Origin of the sequence: Aliikangiella coralliicola (assembly GCF_007004725.1) — a bacterium.
Taxonomy (GTDB): Bacteria; Pseudomonadota; Gammaproteobacteria; order Enterobacterales; family Kangiellaceae; genus Aliikangiella; species Aliikangiella coralliicola.
This window is the reverse complement of the sequence record NZ_ML660165.1, coordinates 191,268-208,215: the sequence shown is the minus strand read 5'-3', so window position 1 is coordinate 208,215 and position 16,948 is coordinate 191,268. Positions and strand designations below refer to the sequence as shown.

The window sequence follows — 16,948 nt, the reverse complement described above, 5'->3', positions numbered from 1 at the left end:
TACAAAAAGTCAGCTTACATAAAAGAAAGGTTTAAACTAAGAAATATAGAGATTCCTCCGGCTAGGTGTTTATAAAAATTTTCTTAGTGGTTTCCGGCGACTTTAGTGTTCAGGTGCGCTAATAATTTTGCAATAGTTTTGCCATCGCTGTTGTGTAATAGCACCTTTTTTTACTGCCGCAATAATATTACAACCAGGTTCATTCACATGCTTGCAGTCGCGAAATTTGCAACTGCCGATGTAGGGCTCAAACTCGATAAAACCGTTGGCAATTGTATTAGGTTCCATATGCCACAAACCAAACTCTCGAATGCCGGGAGAGTCAATGATAAAACCATCTGATGTTTCGAATAGAAACAATTGGGATGCAGTTGTTGTATGTTGCCCAAGACGTGAGTTTTCAGAAACCTCGTTTACCAAACTGTTCTGTCCAGGAAATAATTGATTGATGATTGACGACTTTCCTACGCCTGACTGGCCCACCAGAATACAATGCTTATCGCGAATAAGGTCAGCTATTGGTGTTAATTCCGATTCTTTCTTAGTGCTGATTTTAATCACAGGATAACCTAGCGCTTCATATATTTTGAGTTGCGACTCAATATCTTGTTGCACTATTTCTTTTTCCAAATCCCATTTGTTAGCGATGATTACCGTCTCAATATTCGCATCTCTAAGTGCGACAAGGTAACGATCCAACAAAGAGGCTGAAAAATCAGGTAACGGCGCGGTGACTACCAATACTAGATTAATGTTGGCAACGACTGGTTTGAGACCCTGATGGGGAGAGGGACGATTGAGTATCGAAGTGCGATCATAAATGGCTTCAACCACGCCCTGGTTGGAAGGATCGAGGCGAAATTTAACCTTATCACCAGCAACAGGTGCTCCCAGATTCTGACGTAGATAACATCGATATTTTTGTTTACTCTGCAGCTCGATCACATCAGCCTGTTCGCCATACCGACTGACAATTAAACCGTTTTTTGAGTCCGACAGTTCACTCATTGATGGGATCTTATGCTCATTTTGAAGGCGCTGTCGTTGCTTTTGGGCAACTTGCCGTTTTTGTCGGTGGGTCAGTTTGTCTCGTTTGGCCAATTGATTCTCTCGGGCAAGAATTTACGCTTAATTGATGTTACGCATAGGGTTAAACGGCTGAATATTATATACTATCTTAATAAGTACGCTATTTTTAACTACACAGATTGCAGTTAATACGAAAAGAAACAAGTTGTTTTGTACTAAGACAACAAAGTATTGCTGCGATAACTTGACTACCTTCTGACCGGTAAATGTGTTTCAACAGGAGAACCTGGGTGCCTGACAAAGATAATTTAGTTTGGATTGATCTTGAAATGACGGGGCTCGCCCCTGAAAAAGAGCGGATCATTGAGATTGCCACGATTGTCACTGATAAAAACTTGAAAATTCTTGCTGAAGGTCCGGTAATGGCTGTTCATCAACCCAAGTCTCTACTAGACGCCATGGACGAGTGGTGTACTACACACCATGGTCAATCAGGATTAACTCAAAGGGTCATTGATAGCCAAATTAGCGAATCCAAAGCCGAGCAAGATACGATTGACTTTCTCAAACAATGGGTGCCGGAGGGCGTGTCTCCAATGTGTGGCAACAGTATTGGCCAGGATCGGCGTTTTTTGGTCAGGTATATGCCAGATTTACATGACTTTTTTCATTATCGCAATATCGATGTGAGTACGCTCAAGGAATTGGTCGTGCGTTGGAAACCTCAAATTTTGTCTGGGTTTTCCAAGCAAAATCAGCATCTCGCGTTAGAGGATATTAAAGAGTCGATTTTGGAGTTGGAATATTATCGCCAACATTTTATTGATTTGGCCTAAGTGATTATTTTGGTATCCGAGCAGCCGTAAAAAAATTCAATGATAAAACGATGAAAAGGCATGGATTAGATACTGGCGTTGCCCTTTACACTTCTTCTCAGGTACGCGACATAGAAGCTGACTTTGGTCAGGAAGAAGGGACTTACGCGTTAATGGAAGCAGCTGGCAGTGCTGTTTACCAGGAACTTAAAATAAGGTGGCCCCATGCTCGCCGAATTCTTATTTTGTCCGGCAAAGGTAACAATGGCGGCGATGGTTATGTGGTTGCGAGATTAGCGGCAGAAGAACGTAAAAAAGTCACATTATGTAATTTTTGCCCGCGAGAAAGACTAAAAGGGGACGCATTAACTGCCTTTAAAAAGCTGCCGCGTAGTGGGCTTCAATATAGTTTATGGGAACAAATAGAGGTTGGCGAATTTGATTTGATCATTGATGCCTTACTCGGTACTGGAATAAAAGGACCGGTAAGAGCGCCGTTTGACGAAGTGATCAGGTTAGTGAACTTGAGTTCGGTGCCGGTACTGTCAGTAGACGTGCCCTCAGGACTTGAAGCCGATACTGGAAATGTTTTTAACCTGGCCATTCAGGCCGATTATACTGTCACTTTTATTGGCCACAAGCGTGGTTTATATACGGGAGACTCCGCTAATTATCGTGGAGATGTCCGATTATTTAACCTGAATATCCCCACTCAGTTTTACCAAAAGCATCAATTTAATGTTTTCGCAGAAAACTGGCGAAGTCTGAAATATAAACTTAAGCCACGTGACCCAGTTAGCCATAAAGGAAATTATGGCCACTGTAAAATTATTGGTGGTGCAAATGGCATGCTGGGAGCCGCTGTGCTGGCGTCGGGCGCGGCAGCAAAATCCGGTAGCGGGCTGACATCGGCATGGCTCCAAAATGGCTCGGTCGGTTTGGTATCAAGACAGCCGGAAATAATGGCATTAGACGTTGCTAAAGAAGATATTTCTATCAACCTTGAGGCGATAAATTCTGTTAACAGCCTGGTTGTCGGGCCTGGTCTTGGGCGAGGTGATTGGGCACAGACCTGGATGCAGAAAGTGAGCGAGAGCGACAAGTTAAAATCTTGCGCCAAAGTTTATGATGCTGATGCGCTCAACTGGTTGGCTGAAAATCCAAATTTTGATGGGCGAAGGGTGTTAACGCCGCACCCGGGAGAAGCCGGCAGGTTGTTAGGGATATCGAGTTTGGCCGTTAATCAAGACCGTTTTACCAGTTCCCATGCCATTGCTCAAAAATATGGGGGGATCTGCGTACTAAAGGGGTCGGGAACCGTTGTTAGTGACGCTAATGGACTGCAAGTTGTTTGTCCCGTGGGTAATCCTGGAATGGCTTCGGGTGGTATGGGAGATATACTGGCGGGCATCATTGGCGGGTTACTTGCGCAAGGATACAGTTTGATGGATGCGGCGCTATTGGGAGTTTGTATTCATGGGGAAGCCGCTGATCGAGTGGCTGGAATCAAAAATCAGCATCGCGGCATGTTAGCAAGCGAGTTGTTGCAACACTTGCCGGATTTGTTAAATCCACTGCAAAACTCTGACTAGTTTGTTTGTCATTGATGATGATAAAATCAGGCCCAATGTTAAATCGCTAATTCTTATACATCAATTTAAGAAGCGCAGCCCTTCAATAAAAGCCTATGAAAATAATGCTAAGTAATGAGCAAGCAACACTTGATTTTGGTGCCAGGCTTGCCAGTCTCTTACCGGAAAAAGCGCTTATCTTTCTTAATGGTCCGCTGGGCGCAGGGAAAACAACATTAGTGCGTGGATTGCTATTAGCTTCTGGCCACCAGGGAAGTACCAAAAGCCCAACTTACACTTTGGTCGAGCCATACCAACTTCCCTCAAAGTCATTTTATCATTTTGATCTCTATCGACTTGGCGATCCTGAGGAACTTGAATACATCGGAATTCGTGATTATCTGGATGAAAAAGCGATTTGTCTGATTGAGTGGCCGGAAAAAGGCGCTGGATTTATCCCAGAGGCCGATTTGGTGCTTAATTTAGACTATGAAGGCCAGGCAAGAAGTATTAAACTTGAACCATCGGATGCGAGCTGGTGTCAGACTGTTGAGCAAAGCTTGGGGTATTGAGTTTGCTATGATTCGAACTTTTTGCTCAATCAATGTAGGTGCGGCGGAAATGTTCGTAATAAAAAGGCTGTTGCTCAATAAAAAGTGTCTTGATCTATAATAAAAGTCATATTCGTTTTTTACCTCGAATATTCAGATTCAGTTATGCCAGGGTGTGGTATGTTGATTTAAACTGACAGGGAATCTCGTTAGAGATAGTTTTAAAAACAAGATAGTGAAAAAAGGTGTTGAATTGTTAAAGTATCTGACCAGATTTACTGGGTTACTTTTGTTGTTATTGTTTACCATTCACAAAGCTTTCGCTGGTGACGTCAGCGGTATTCGTTTTTGGCAAGATCCTGAAAAAACGCGCTTGGTATTTGATGTTGATGAAGAAGTCGATTACAAGCTCTTTACTTTGGATGATCCCTATCGCTTGGTCGTTGATATTCAAAAAGCAAAATTAAAAACGGATTTGTCGCGTATAGAAATTCCTAAACAGCTAGTGAGTAAAATTCGCTCCAGTCAAAAAGCCGATAAATTACGTATTGTCATTGATCTTAAAAATGGCGTTACCACCAAACATTTTGCACTAAAACCATTCCAAAGTTATGGTCATCGATTGGTGGTTGACTTAAGAGATAAAAATGGCAAAAAGCAAGTTGTTAAGACCGCATCGTCAGTATTAAAAAATAAAAATAGAGATATCGTGATTGCCATTGATGCAGGTCACGGCGGTGATGATCCCGGTGCGTTAGGACCAAAAGGAACACTAGAAAAGAATATTACTCTGGCTGTCGCCAAAAAATTAGCCAGTAGAATTAATAAAGAAAAGGGGTTTAAGGCATTTTTGACAAGAAGCTCTGATTATTATGTTGGGCTTGAAACTAGAACAAAATTGGCTAGAAAAAATAAGGCAGATTTATTTATTTCGCTTCACGCAGATGGTTTTAGAGATCCGAGAGTGAGAGGTGCTTCGGTTTGGGTTTTATCGCCGAAAGGAGCCAATTCTGAAATGGGTAAATGGCTAGAGCAACGGGAAAAAAGTTCTGATTTGTTAGGGGGCGTTGAAAGTTTACAGAATAAAGATCCTCTAGTAGCGCAGGTGTTAATTGATCTTTCCATGCATTACTCAGTTGGCGAAAGTATTAAAGCCGCAGAAAAAGTCAGAAAACAATTGTCTCGAAAAATGTCGAAAATGCATGGTAAAGGATTAAGAAAAGCGGCATTTATGGTTTTGCGCATGCCTGATATACCCGCAATGCTGGTTGAAATGGCATTTATTTCTAATCCTGGAGAAGAAAAATTACTGAAAACTACAGCCCAGCAAAATAAAATTGCCCAGGCTGTCTTTGCGGGGGTAAAACAATATTTTAAAACGAACCCGCCTGACGGAAGTTATTATGCCACGCTCTCCAAGAGTCGATCTTATAAAGTGAAAAGCGGCGATACATTGTCTCAGATTGCCCAAAATTTCGGCGTGACTACATCCAGCATCAAGTCCCGAAACAAACTAAAATCGAATAATCTAAAAATTGGCCAAACATTGATGATCCCCGGGGTATGAGTTTTGCCTCAAACAACGCGTATAAAACGACTTGATAATCGTCTTGCGAACCAGATTGCAGCAGGAGAAGTGGTTGAACGCCCGGCTTCTGTAGTCAAAGAGCTCATGGAAAACAGTATCGATTCCGACGCGACTCGAATTGAAGTTGATATTGAGCGCGGTGGAACTCGCCTGATCAGAGTGACTGATAATGGGAAGGGTATCGATAAAGACGATCTATCATTAGCCTTAACACGCCACGCTACCAGTAAAATTCAAAGCAGCGATGATCTTGCCTGTATTCAATCCTTAGGTTTTCGGGGGGAAGCACTGGCGAGTATAAGTGCTGTATCAAAATTAACGTTAACCTCACGAACTCATGATTCTGAATTAGCCTGGCAGGCGATGGCCCATGGCCGTGATATGTCGGTGGAAATTCAGCCTGCCGCAGCTTCACCGGGTACTCGCATTGAGGTCGCTGATTTATTTTTTAATACGCCCGCCAGACAGAAGTTTTTAAGGACAGAAAAAACGGAATTCAATCACGTTGAAGAAGTGTTTAAGCGCCACGCGCTAGCTAATTTTTCTAAAGCATTTGTATTAAAACACAATCACAAAATTGTAAAGCGAGTTCCTGCGAGCGGTGATAGCAGTCAGTATTTGAAACGTGTTGCGACGATTTGTGGTAAGCCATTCGCTGATAGCTGCGTCGAATTTAATTGCCAACATGAGTTGCTCCAGCTTTTTGGTTGGTTGGGGAAGCCGAGTTTTCATCGCAGCGAATCTGATATTCAATACGTTTTTATTAATGGGCGGCCAGTAAAAGATAAAACGTTAAATCACGCTATTCGGCAAGCCTACGAAGGGCTTTTGCCGCCCGGAAGAATGGCTGCTTATGTGATATTTTTGTCGATGGACCCACACCAAATAGACGTCAATGTTCACCCTACCAAGCATGAAGTCAGATTTGGGCAGCAGCGATTGGTTCATGATTTGTTAGTGAAAAGCGTGGCCGAAGCGATTGGCGAGTGCGAGCTGGTTTTTAATGATGATCAGAGTTTTAATTCTCGACAGTCGGCCAGTGCGAATTCTGAAGCAGAAAACAGAGATTTGTTTTTTACCGAATCGACACAAAAAAATGGGACGGGTTCACATGATGCTGTCTCACATGACACGGCTTCGCATGGGGCAAATCCGCATGAGGCAGATTTAACTGTCCCAGTCTCTAATGTCAAAGTCGTAGAAAATCGAATGCGACCTGTTCACCATTCTGTTCAGAATACTCAAACGAGTTACGATATCGGTAACTTTAAGGCTAACAAATACAGAAACACCCGCTACTCAACTAGTCCGTCTGCACTAAGTTCTGAACAGGGTACTGATTATGCCAAGAGAACTGAACATAGCTATGTGCCGACCAATCGATATTCAGGCGATTCTGGTCCGAAGGTTGGGGAATCATTTACTCAAGAAAACGCGCAATCAAGAAACGGATTATTACCGGTTGGTGACAATTTATGGATTACCTGCAATCAACAGCAAACAATCATCCTTCATGGCCAGATATTGTTAGCGGAATATATAAGAGCTTTGCTCAATGAGAAATCCAGTGCGTCAAGCCAACCGTTGTTGTTTCCTTTGAAATTTTCTGCAGAAATTGCATTATTAGAAGATTACCAGACCCATTTGTTTCTTGAGCGCCTAGGGTTTGTTTTCAAGCCTGTTCAAGAACAGGAACTTGATTCCGCTAATCAGAATTTGACACCAGGTCAAACAACAAGTGAGAGCGAAACTGCAAGAAGCAGTGAGCTTCAAATTAACCAGGTGCCTATGTGGTTATGCTGGCTGGATAATTCGCAAATTGTGGCGTTATTATCAGAGTGGTTGAGTCATTTTAATCCGGCAAAAAAAATAGAGCTTTTTTCCGCGGAGGTCATTAGCAATCAATTCGAACCTCTGTCTGACGAGATGGTCAATTTTATCTATTCTCAATTATCACCTGCAATCCCATCATCAAGTTATCGACGCTTAAACGCTGAGAATTTTTCGGGCCTGTTTAAATGAAAATTGAATACCCCGAATTGCCCGTTGTTTTTCTCATGGGACCAACTGCTAGTGGAAAAACGGCGTTAGCAATGGAGTTATATCAGACTGAAAAGTTTGAGATTATTAGTGTTGACTCTGCGATGGTCTATCAGCAAATGGATATTGGTAGTGCAAAGCCTACTGCTGAAGAGCTGAAGCTCGCGCCCCATCATTTAATCGACTTTATCGATCCTGGGCAGGCTTATTCTGCTTCGCAGTTTGTGCAAGATTCAAAACGATTGATCAATCAAGTTCACGCAATGGGAAAAACACCGTTATTGACCGGCGGAACCATGTTGTATTTTAAAGCGTTAAAAGAAGGGTTGGCCGAGTTACCCCAATCGGATCCGCAGGTAAGAGCAAATCTGAAAAAACACCTGGATGAGCAAGGTATCGAATATTTGCATGAAAAATTATCGGAGGTCGATCAGTTAACCGCAGAGCGACTTCATACTAATGATACCCAGAGAATTATGCGTGCATTGGAAGTTTATGAAATCAGTGGTAAGCCGATGTCTCAATGGCACCAGGAACAAGCACTCGATGCTTTACCTAATCCACTGCTGTCGGTTGCCCTGGCGCCGCAGGATCGAAGTATACTTCACCAACGAATTGCGGAAAGGTTTCACTTGATGATCAAACAGGGGCTGATTGAGGAAGTGACCCAGTTATATCAACGAGGAGATCTTTCTCTGGATTGTCCTTCAATGAAATCTGTCGGATATCGACAGGTTTGGCAATATCTGGCCGGCGAGCTATCAAAAGAAGAAGCAATAGAAAGAGGCATTATCGCGACTCGACAGTTAGCAAAAAGACAATACACCTGGCTGCGAAGCTGGCCGGATGTCAAATGGTTTGACCCGACTGTGTTGGAACAGACAAAGCTAGCGAAAGACGCAATAATCAGGCATTCCTTAAACGGTTAATTAACCAAAGACTGCCGAGTAAATAGCAGTAGACTGACAAGTTATTCAGTGATTGCCTATGCTAATGGTTGGCTTCTTTAGGTATACTTCACTCCTTCGACAATTAATGATTTTTTTCAATGCAACGAGCATTAAATATTCTTCAATCTACCTTCGGCTACTCTGAGTTTCGGCTTAATCAAGCTGACATTGTGCAATCTTTACTTGACGGCGACGATGTCCTGGCCCTTATGCCAACAGGTGGAGGTAAATCACTTTGTTACCAGATCCCGGCATTGGTTCTTGATGGCGTCGGAGTGGTTATTTCGCCTTTGATTGCGCTAATGCAGGATCAAGTTGATGCCCTGGCGCAAAATGGTGTCAAAGCGGCGTTTTTAAATTCCACCCTGTCTTCAATTGAAAGTCGAGAAATAGAATCGAAATTGCTAAGTGGTCAATTAGACATTTTGTATGTCGCCCCTGAGCGGTTGGTTACCCCTCAATGTTTAAATCTTTTACAACAAACAAAAATTAGCCTGTTTGCAATTGATGAAGCCCATTGCGTGTCACAATGGGGACATGATTTCAGGCCAGAGTATCGCCGCTTAAATATTTTAGCTGACTATTTTCCAGAGATACCAAGAATTGCGCTTACCGCGACTGCAGACGAACGTACTCGTGAAGAAATTATTGAGAATTTACGCTTGCACCACGCTGCCCGGTACATTAATAGTTTCGACCGTCCAAATATTGAATACGCCATTCAGCAGGGCAATAACAGCCGTGAACAACTCTGGCGTTTTTTACAAAAAGAACATTCGACTGATGCAGGAATTGTTTATTGTCTCTCGCGCAAAAAAGTAGAATCGGTAGCGGAATGGCTGTCGAAAAAAGGCCGCGTTGCATTACCTTATCATGCAGGACTATCGAGTGAAATTAGACATCAAAACCAACAACGGTTTTTACGTGAATCTGGCGTCATTATCGTTGCGACCATCGCCTTTGGAATGGGGATCGACAAACCCGATGTGAGGTTCGTTGCGCATCTCAGCCTGCCAAAAAGTATCGAAGCTTATTACCAGGAAACTGGAAGAGCAGGAAGAGACGGCGAGCCATCGACTGCGTGGATGGCATACGGGCTTCAAGACGTTATCACTTTGCGTCAAATGATGCAGCAGAGTGAAGCTGAAGAAGGTTACAAACAGGTGACCCAACAAAAATTAGAAGCCATGTTAGGACTGTGCGAGCTGATCAGCTGTCGGCGCCAATCTTTGTTGGCTTATTTTAATGAAACACTAGAACAACCTTGTGGAAATTGCGATAACTGTTTAACACCACCGCAAACCTGGGATGCAACAATTGAAGCCCAAAAAGCGATTTCCTGTGTTTATCGAACCGGGCAAAGGTTTGGCGTGGCATACGTGGTTGATGTGTTACTTGGAAAAAACGAACAACGGATCGTGAGCAATGGGCATGATCAGTTGTCTACTTTTGGCGTGGGAACCGATCTGTCAGTGGCAGAATGGCGCAGCCTGTTTCGTCAATTAATTGCACAAGGTTTTCTGTTTTCAGACCATGAAAGGTTTGGTGCAATTCGCTTAACTGAAAAATGTCGGCCGGTACTTCGAGGTGAAATGACACTTCAAGCGAGAAAACAAATTAAACCTGTCACGATAAAAGAAACAAAAAAGAAGCAGATTTCAACTATTCATCAACCATTGCTCGACGCATTAAAAGCGAAAAGACGTGAGCTTGCTGATCAGCATGGCTTGCCCCCTTATGTTATTTTCCACGACTCCACTTTATTACAGATGGCTGAACAAAGGCCCGGCCAATTATCTGAAATGCGATTTATCAGTGGGGTAGGTGAGAAAAAATTGTCTCAATATGGAGAGGAATTTCTCGAAATTATTAAAAATAATCCGCTCCCGGCGGAATATAATTCCCAGATGAGCGATACCGTTAATGAAACTTTAATATTACATTCAAAGGAATTTACCGTATCTCAAATCGCGAGTGAGCGAAAATTGACCGAAGATACGATCTATAGCCATCTGGCAAAAGCGATACAAGCTGGGCTGCTCGATCCGCTAGAAGCCCTCGAAATTGACGATCAGGATTATGAATTAATCAGTCAGACGATTCATGCGTGTGAAGGTGAACAACAAGGTCAGCTGAAAAAAGTTTTTGAGACACTTGAACAAGAATTCTGCTACGGCGTTATTCGCTGTGTTGCCGCTGCAGAGGTAGGATAAAATGGCATATTGAGTTTCTAGGAAGGTTTTCGTAGATGCGCGACAACAAAAGTATTAAAATACGATTTTAAGGATGAAATAAACGGGAAAAAGCATTGAACTTATTAATGAATGACCCCACTAAGGAAAGGAAGACACTTTTAGCCTGGCTAACTACTTCTATTTATTTAGCAGAAGTAAGAATTCGGTGCTAAAATTAGCCTCAAGTTAGTGAAAATAGTTGGTTTTCGATTTTTTGTCGATTAGTCGATAATTTGAACATTAATGTTTTGTTTCACTGGTTTGTAAACTTGTCAGAAGAGTTTTTGTGAAAGTATTGCTATATTCAGTCTGCAGGCTTTTCAAGAACAATAATTAAAGAGACTCAAACTTTAACTTTCAAAGTCTCGGGATTATAAAAATCAATAAGGAGACAGTTATGTCAAAAGGGCAATCTTTACAAGACCCTTACCTAAATGCGCTTCGTAAAGAGCGTATTCCAGTTTCAATTTTTTTGGTCAATGGTATTAAATTACAAGGCCAGATTGAGTCTTTCGACCAGTTTGTAGTTTTGTTAAAAAACACTGTTAGCCAAATGGTATATAAGCACGCAATTTCGACCGTTGTTCCAGTCAGAAATGTTAAGCTGCCACACTCTAATGAGGGTGAGGGCGGTGACGGCTCTGTCGATAGTGTCGGAAATTATTAGGACCTAGTGCTATATATTGTCAGAGATAAACTGACATTCGAACTGTTAATTACGCCGACCTGATTATGTCAGGTTGGCGTTTCGGTTTGCATTTTTTCTAGAATAATTATTTTATTTTAGAAAGCCGTTCAAGAGACCTGCCTTTGTTTGAAAGACACGCCGGCGGTGAAAACGCCATTTTAGTTCATATCGATTTGCCAGATACGCACAACAAAGAAGACAAAGATGAATTTATCGACTTGGTTGTTTCTGCAGGATTGCAGATAAAAGGTATTGTTGGGGGAAGTCGAGATAAGCCGCATCCGCGGTATTTTATCGGCACAGGTAAAGCCGAGGAAATTGCTCAGCTGGTCAAAGATAAATCAGCTGATGTTGTGTTGTTTAATCATCGATTATCGCCGGCCCAGGAGCGAAATATAGAACGCCTGGTTGAATGCCGGGTTATTGATCGAACTGGCTTAATTCTCGATATTTTTGCCCAGCGTGCGCAAACCCATGAAGGGAAACTTCAGGTAGAACTGGCACAATTAAATCACTTGTCAACTCGTCTGGTTAGAGGTTGGACTCACCTTGAGCGTCAAAAAGGTGGTATTGGCTTGAGAGGGCCGGGTGAGACCCAGTTAGAAACGGATCGCCGGTTACTCAGGGATAGGATTAAAACGATTCAAAAGCGACTCGCTAAAGTTGAAAAACAACGAGAGCAAAGTCGACGAGCACGTAAACGGGGAAGTTTACCGACAGTGGCGCTTGTTGGTTACACCAACGCTGGAAAATCAACGATGTTCAACCGAATAACGCAGGCCGATGTTTACGCGGCTGACCAGCTATTCGCCACCTTAGATCCCACTCATCGAAAAATCCACCTGGTGCCAGGGCAACAGGCAATACTCTCTGATACGGTGGGATTTATTCGGCATTTACCCCATGACCTGGTGGCCGCATTTAAAGCGACACTACAAGAAAGCCGTCAGGCAGATATTTTGTTACATATCATAGATGCGTCTGATGAGCGAAAAGATGACAATATTGAGCAAGTTTATGAAGTGCTCGAAGCAATTGGTGCCAAAGGGATTAAAACCGTTGAGGTTTACAACAAGATCGACCGTCTGGAGCAGGTTAGCCCGAAGGTAGAGCCTGGAGTTGAAGGTGAACCTGACCGAGTTTGGTGTTCTGCAATGAGCGGAGAAGGAATCGAATTGCTTTGCCAAACCATTTCCGAGCAACTTGAAATTCAATGGCAGCACTTGAAATTACGACTTGCGCCACAAGATCTAGGGTTAAGAAGCGAATTGTTTGACCTGAAAGTTGTAGAGAATGAAGTTGTTGAAGAAGACGGTAGTTTGGTATTAGACATCTGTATTAATAACGCAGATTGGCGACGTTTGATGCGTCAAACACAGGGAAATATTGAAAAGTTCTGTATTGAAGCCTGATACAGCTGACTTATTGCGTAAAAGTTAGGCGAAAACCTGGTAATTGATTACTTCAATGGGTAAATCGTCTAGCCATGGCTAATAAATTTGCATCCCCTGTGTTGGCTACATAGAATGTTCAGCAGAAACAAAAAAGTTGAAAAACAACTTCACTGCATAAATGCAGGTGATGTATTACAAAAACTCACAAGATCAATTGATATTAGAAACTGGAGATAAACATGCCTTGGAATGAGCCAGGTAATAACGGTAACAAAGATCCCTGGGGGAATCGTAAAAAACAGGACGGCCCCCCTGAAATTGACGAAATTCTCAAAAAAGTCACTGGAATATTTGGTGGCGGTAAACGCGGCGGAACCGGAACCAGCGGAAGCAGTAGAAACTTTTTTGTCGTTGGTGCGCTAGTGTTGGCGACATTATGGGGTGTTGCCGGTATTTACACCGTTAATGAGGCGGAAAGCGGCGTTATTTTAAGATTTGGTAAATACCACACCACAGTCGGTCCTGGATTAGGATGGAGATTGTGGGGTATCGATAAAATTTATAAAGTGAACACCAACGAGCTTCTTCAGGCGCGAGTTGATGGCAGAATGTTGACCAAAGACATCAATATTGTTGATGTTGAGATTGGGCTTCAGTATAGAATTATTGATCCAGAAGATTACCTCTTTAATTTAAGTGACCCTAAACAAGCGTTGGTACAGGCGTCCGAAAGTGCTTTACGACAGGTGCTTGGCGACAATAGTGTTGATGCGGTTTTAACCTCTGAAAAAGAGCGAATTCGAAACAATTTACAACAAGAGCTAGTAACAATACTGGATAACTACAAAAGTGGTATTCAAATTGAAACCGTAACGCTAGAAAGAGCACTTCCACCACGTCAGGTAAACGACGCATTTGAGGAAGTAAACCGAGCAGAGCAAGATGCGAAAAGAGAAGTACAAGATGCTCAGGCTTATAGCAATCGAGCGTTACCACTAGCGGAAGCGGAGGCCGAAAAGATGCGCCAGCAAGCCGATGCCTACAAAATAGAAGCATTAGCGCGCGCTCGCGGTGAAATCGCTCGTTTTGAACAGCTGTTACCTCAGTATGTAGCAGCACCGGAAGTAACCCGACAAAGACTTTATCTGGAGACTCTTGAAAAAGTGATGTCGCGTTCAACCAAAGTAATGATTGATGTCGAGGGTGGTAACAATATGATGTATATACCATTAGATAAAATTATGAATAAGCGAACTTCAGGGGAGGAACAAAAATGAATGCAAAAACTCCGATAGTCGCGTTTTTATCAATATTGCTAGTGGTTGTATTAGCTGATTCATTTTATGTCATTCTGGAAACTGAGCGCGCTCTGAAGCTGAGGTTTGGTAAAGTTTTAAGAGATGCCGATGAGAAACCGACCACTTTTGAACCTGGCTTGCATTTTAAATTGCCCTTCGTCGAGAAAATAATCTCGCTCGATGCGCGTGTTCAAACAATGGATGGTGCGCCGAATGTATTTACTACGTCAGATAAGCAGTTTTTGGATGTTGATACCTATGTTCAATGGCGTGTTAAAGACTTTTCTCAGTTTTACTTACGAACTCAGGGTCGCTTCAGAGAAGCCGAGAGTGTGTTAGAAAGGTTGGTAGACAACGGGCTGCGAGACCAATTTGGTCAACGTACTTTACTCGAAGCGGTAGCCGGTCAGCGAGAGCAACTAATGATTGATATCCGTGCGAATGTTAACGCGCGTGTTCCTGATTATGGCATTGAGGTCGTTGATATTCGTGTTAAAAAAGTTAACTACACCAATGAAGTATTGCCCAATGTTTACAATCAAATCATTTCTGAGCGTACTGCTACAGCTGAAGAAAGGCGCAGTAAGGGTAAAAAAGAAGGTAATATTATTAAGGCGACCACCGATGCGACTGTGAAAAAGATTAAAGCAGAAGCTGACGAATACGCCAGAACGACACGCGGTGAAGGTGACGCAGAGGCGGCATCAATTTATGCTGATACCTATAATAAGAACCCGGAATTTTACGCGTTTTTGCGGAGTTTGGATGCTTATGAGCAGTCATTCAAAAATAAAGGTGACGTATTGGTGATAAACCCTGACAGTGAGTTTTTTAAGTATCTAAAGGATGCTGAGGGAACTTCTAAATAGTCTTTGGTTTTAATCGAATAATACAAGGCAGTCTATTGACTGCCTTTTTTACATCAGGTGTTTGGTAATGAGTGATTTATGGGCTGCAATCGCTATTGCGCTAATTTTAGAGGGGATGATGCCTTTTCTGTCGCCCAGGGTTTGGAAAGAGACACTAACGAAATTCCTCAGGCTACCTGATGAGCGAGTTAGAGGTTTTGGATTTATTGCAATGCTCGGCGGTGTACTACTGCTTTTTCTGGTTCGTTAGGCGTTTATCCAACATAATTTGACTGCGAGCTAACTTTACCAGCAAAGCTGGTATTTTGCGTCTAATCCCCTCATTTGAGTTGTCTGGTGTTGCTCAGAAGAGTTTTTACTAACGCTAACAGGTCTTTTCAGGAAACAGGGCTTTTCCAAATTTTCTATGCACACCAAATAGTTGCGATACTTTTCACATCAAGCAAAGCGCTTTAGGCCGATAAATTCGTTAAAAATCCACAAAAAATGCGGAAATTTGTTTTGGATGGGAGTAAAATGCGCGGTTTCCTGTGAAGACATATTGAAAAATTCTGACTATGTCAAAAAATGTTGTAGTTCTCGGCACCCAGTGGGGTGATGAAGGCAAAGGCAAAATTGTCGATTTATTGACTGATCGCGTTAGTGCCGTTGTTCGTTATCAAGGTGGTCATAATGCAGGCCATACATTAGTCATTGACGGAAAAAAGACCGTTTTGCACCTGATTCCATCTGGAATTTTGCGTGATGATGTAACCTGTATGATCGGCAATGGTGTTGTTCTTTCGCCAGAAGCTCTTCAAAAAGAAATGGCAATGCTGGAGGCTAACGGCGTTCCGGTTCGAGAGCGTTTGAGAATTAGCGCTGCCTGTACTTTGATCCTTCCTTATCATATTGCACTTGATCAAGCTCGCGAGGCTGCCAGATCTGGCGAAAAGAAAATCGGCACTACTGGCCGCGGAATCGGTCCGGCTTATGAAGATAAAGTTGCTCGACGTGGTTTAAGAGTTGATGATTTATTTTATCCTGAGCGTTTGAAAGAAAAGCTCGCCGAAGTGCTCGAATACCACAACTTTGTTCTCACTAACTATTTCAAACAAGCAGCTATTGATTTTGATTCTGTCTATCAAGAATGTATTGAATATAGCAAAATGCTTAAAGATCTAATTGAAGATATCCCTGATAGTTTGCATCAGGCTCGCGCTAACGGCGAATCACTGTTGTTTGAAGGCGCGCAAGGAACATTGCTCGACATTGATCATGGTACCTTTCCGTTTGTTACTTCTTCGAACACGACTGCTGGCGGTACTGCAACTGGTTCTGGTTTTGGACCGTTATATCTTGACTATGTACTCGGTATCACAAAAGCTTACACAACGCGCGTTGGCGGTGGTCCTTTTCCAACAGAATTATTTGATGATGTTGGAGAGCGTTTAGGGGAAAAAGGTCATGAATTTGGAGCAACCACTGGCCGCCGCCGCCGATGTGGCTGGTTAGACGCTGTAGCGCTTAAAAGAGCCATTCAAGTTAACAGTGTGACTGGCATCTGTTTAACCAAGTTAGATGTCCTTGACGGTATTGAAACTGTTAAAATTTGCGTCTCATATGATTGCCCTGAAGATGGTGAAATATCAACAACACCAGTCGGTGCTGAAGGTTTTGCCAGGGTTCAGCCAAAGTATATTGAAATGCCTGGTTGGCAAGAAAGCACATTTGGTGTTCAGTCATGGGATGATTTACCAGAGAATGCCAAAAACTACATCGCTAAAATAGAAGAGATAGTTGGTGTTCCGGTTGATATTGTTTCGACAGGCCCCGATCGTGTTGAAACTATCACTCGTCGAGACCCTTTCGAAATTTAGGTTATTCTTCGAAAAGTACACTGTTGTAGATTAGTAAAAAGGTCGCTTAGTAGCGACCTTTT

Annotated in this window: 14 protein-coding genes; 13 read left to right on the top strand and 1 reads right to left on the bottom strand. The window is 42.7% G+C overall.

The window, feature by feature from the left end; translation table 11 throughout:
* Window positions 1-102: 102 nt before the first annotated feature.
* Complete coding sequence (gene rsgA, locus FLL46_RS14250) at window positions 103-1,101, bottom strand: small ribosomal subunit biogenesis GTPase RsgA (RefSeq protein ID WP_168204164.1); 999 nt, start codon at window positions 1,099-1,101, stop codon at window positions 103-105.
* A gap of 218 nt (window positions 1,102-1,319) precedes the next feature.
* Between rsgA and orn the strand changes: the two genes are divergently transcribed.
* The 13 genes from orn (at window position 1,320) to FLL46_RS14185 (ending at window position 16,886) form a co-directional block, all read left to right on the top strand.
* On the top strand, window positions 1,320-1,865 hold the full coding sequence (gene orn, locus FLL46_RS14245; protein ID WP_210418711.1) for an oligoribonuclease: 546 nt from the start codon (window positions 1,320-1,322) through the stop codon (window positions 1,863-1,865).
* A gap of 50 nt (window positions 1,866-1,915) precedes the next feature.
* On the top strand, window positions 1,916-3,436 hold the full coding sequence (locus FLL46_RS14240) for an NAD(P)H-hydrate dehydratase (RefSeq protein WP_142894488.1): 1,521 nt from the start codon (window positions 1,916-1,918) through the stop codon (window positions 3,434-3,436).
* Window positions 3,437-3,531: 95 nt separating this feature from the next.
* Window positions 3,532-3,987 (top strand): tRNA (adenosine(37)-N6)-threonylcarbamoyltransferase complex ATPase subunit type 1 TsaE, encoded by a 456-nt coding sequence (tsaE, locus tag FLL46_RS14235; RefSeq protein WP_142894486.1) that lies wholly within the window; start codon window positions 3,532-3,534, stop codon window positions 3,985-3,987.
* Window positions 3,988-4,219: 232 nt separating this feature from the next.
* Window positions 4,220-5,533, top strand: coding sequence for an N-acetylmuramoyl-L-alanine amidase (locus FLL46_RS14230; RefSeq protein ID WP_246119321.1), 1,314 nt, complete (start codon window positions 4,220-4,222; stop codon window positions 5,531-5,533).
* Window positions 5,534-5,536: 3 nt separating this feature from the next.
* A complete protein-coding gene (mutL, locus tag FLL46_RS14225) occupies window positions 5,537-7,576 on the top strand; it encodes a DNA mismatch repair endonuclease MutL (RefSeq protein WP_210418710.1) in 2,040 nt (679 codons plus the stop codon).
* Window positions 7,573-8,523 (top strand): tRNA (adenosine(37)-N6)-dimethylallyltransferase MiaA, encoded by a 951-nt coding sequence (gene miaA, locus FLL46_RS14220; RefSeq protein WP_142894485.1) that lies wholly within the window; start codon window positions 7,573-7,575, stop codon window positions 8,521-8,523. The genes mutL and miaA overlap by 4 nt, the downstream gene beginning before the upstream one ends.
* A gap of 119 nt (window positions 8,524-8,642) precedes the next feature.
* Entirely contained in the window at window positions 8,643-10,757 is a 2,115-nt protein-coding gene (gene recQ, locus FLL46_RS14215) for a DNA helicase RecQ (protein ID WP_142894483.1), read from the top strand.
* Window positions 10,758-11,175: 418 nt separating this feature from the next.
* Window positions 11,176-11,445, top strand: coding sequence for an RNA chaperone Hfq (gene hfq, locus FLL46_RS14210; protein WP_142894481.1), 270 nt, complete (start codon window positions 11,176-11,178; stop codon window positions 11,443-11,445).
* Window positions 11,446-11,588: 143 nt separating this feature from the next.
* On the top strand, window positions 11,589-12,878 hold the full coding sequence (gene hflX / locus FLL46_RS14205) for a ribosome rescue GTPase HflX (protein WP_142894480.1): 1,290 nt from the start codon (window positions 11,589-11,591) through the stop codon (window positions 12,876-12,878).
* A 221-nt stretch (window positions 12,879-13,099) separates the two neighbouring features.
* Window positions 13,100-14,137 carry an FtsH protease activity modulator HflK gene (hflK, locus tag FLL46_RS14200; RefSeq protein WP_142894478.1) on the top strand — a complete coding sequence of 346 codons (1,038 nt, stop codon included), beginning with the start codon at window positions 13,100-13,102 and terminating at the stop codon, window positions 14,135-14,137.
* On the top strand, window positions 14,134-15,027 hold the full coding sequence (hflC, locus tag FLL46_RS14195) for a protease modulator HflC (RefSeq protein ID WP_142894476.1): 894 nt from the start codon (window positions 14,134-14,136) through the stop codon (window positions 15,025-15,027). Before hflK ends, hflC begins: the two co-directional genes overlap by 4 nt.
* A gap of 67 nt (window positions 15,028-15,094) precedes the next feature.
* The gene (locus FLL46_RS14190; RefSeq protein ID WP_142894474.1) at window positions 15,095-15,277 is read left to right on the top strand and encodes a DUF2065 domain-containing protein; all 183 of its coding nucleotides are present in this window, start codon (window positions 15,095-15,097) and stop codon (window positions 15,275-15,277) included.
* 307 nt (window positions 15,278-15,584) lie between these two features.
* Complete coding sequence (locus FLL46_RS14185; RefSeq protein WP_142894473.1) at window positions 15,585-16,886, top strand: adenylosuccinate synthase; 1,302 nt, start codon at window positions 15,585-15,587, stop codon at window positions 16,884-16,886.
* The last annotated feature ends 62 nt before the right edge of the window (window positions 16,887-16,948 follow it).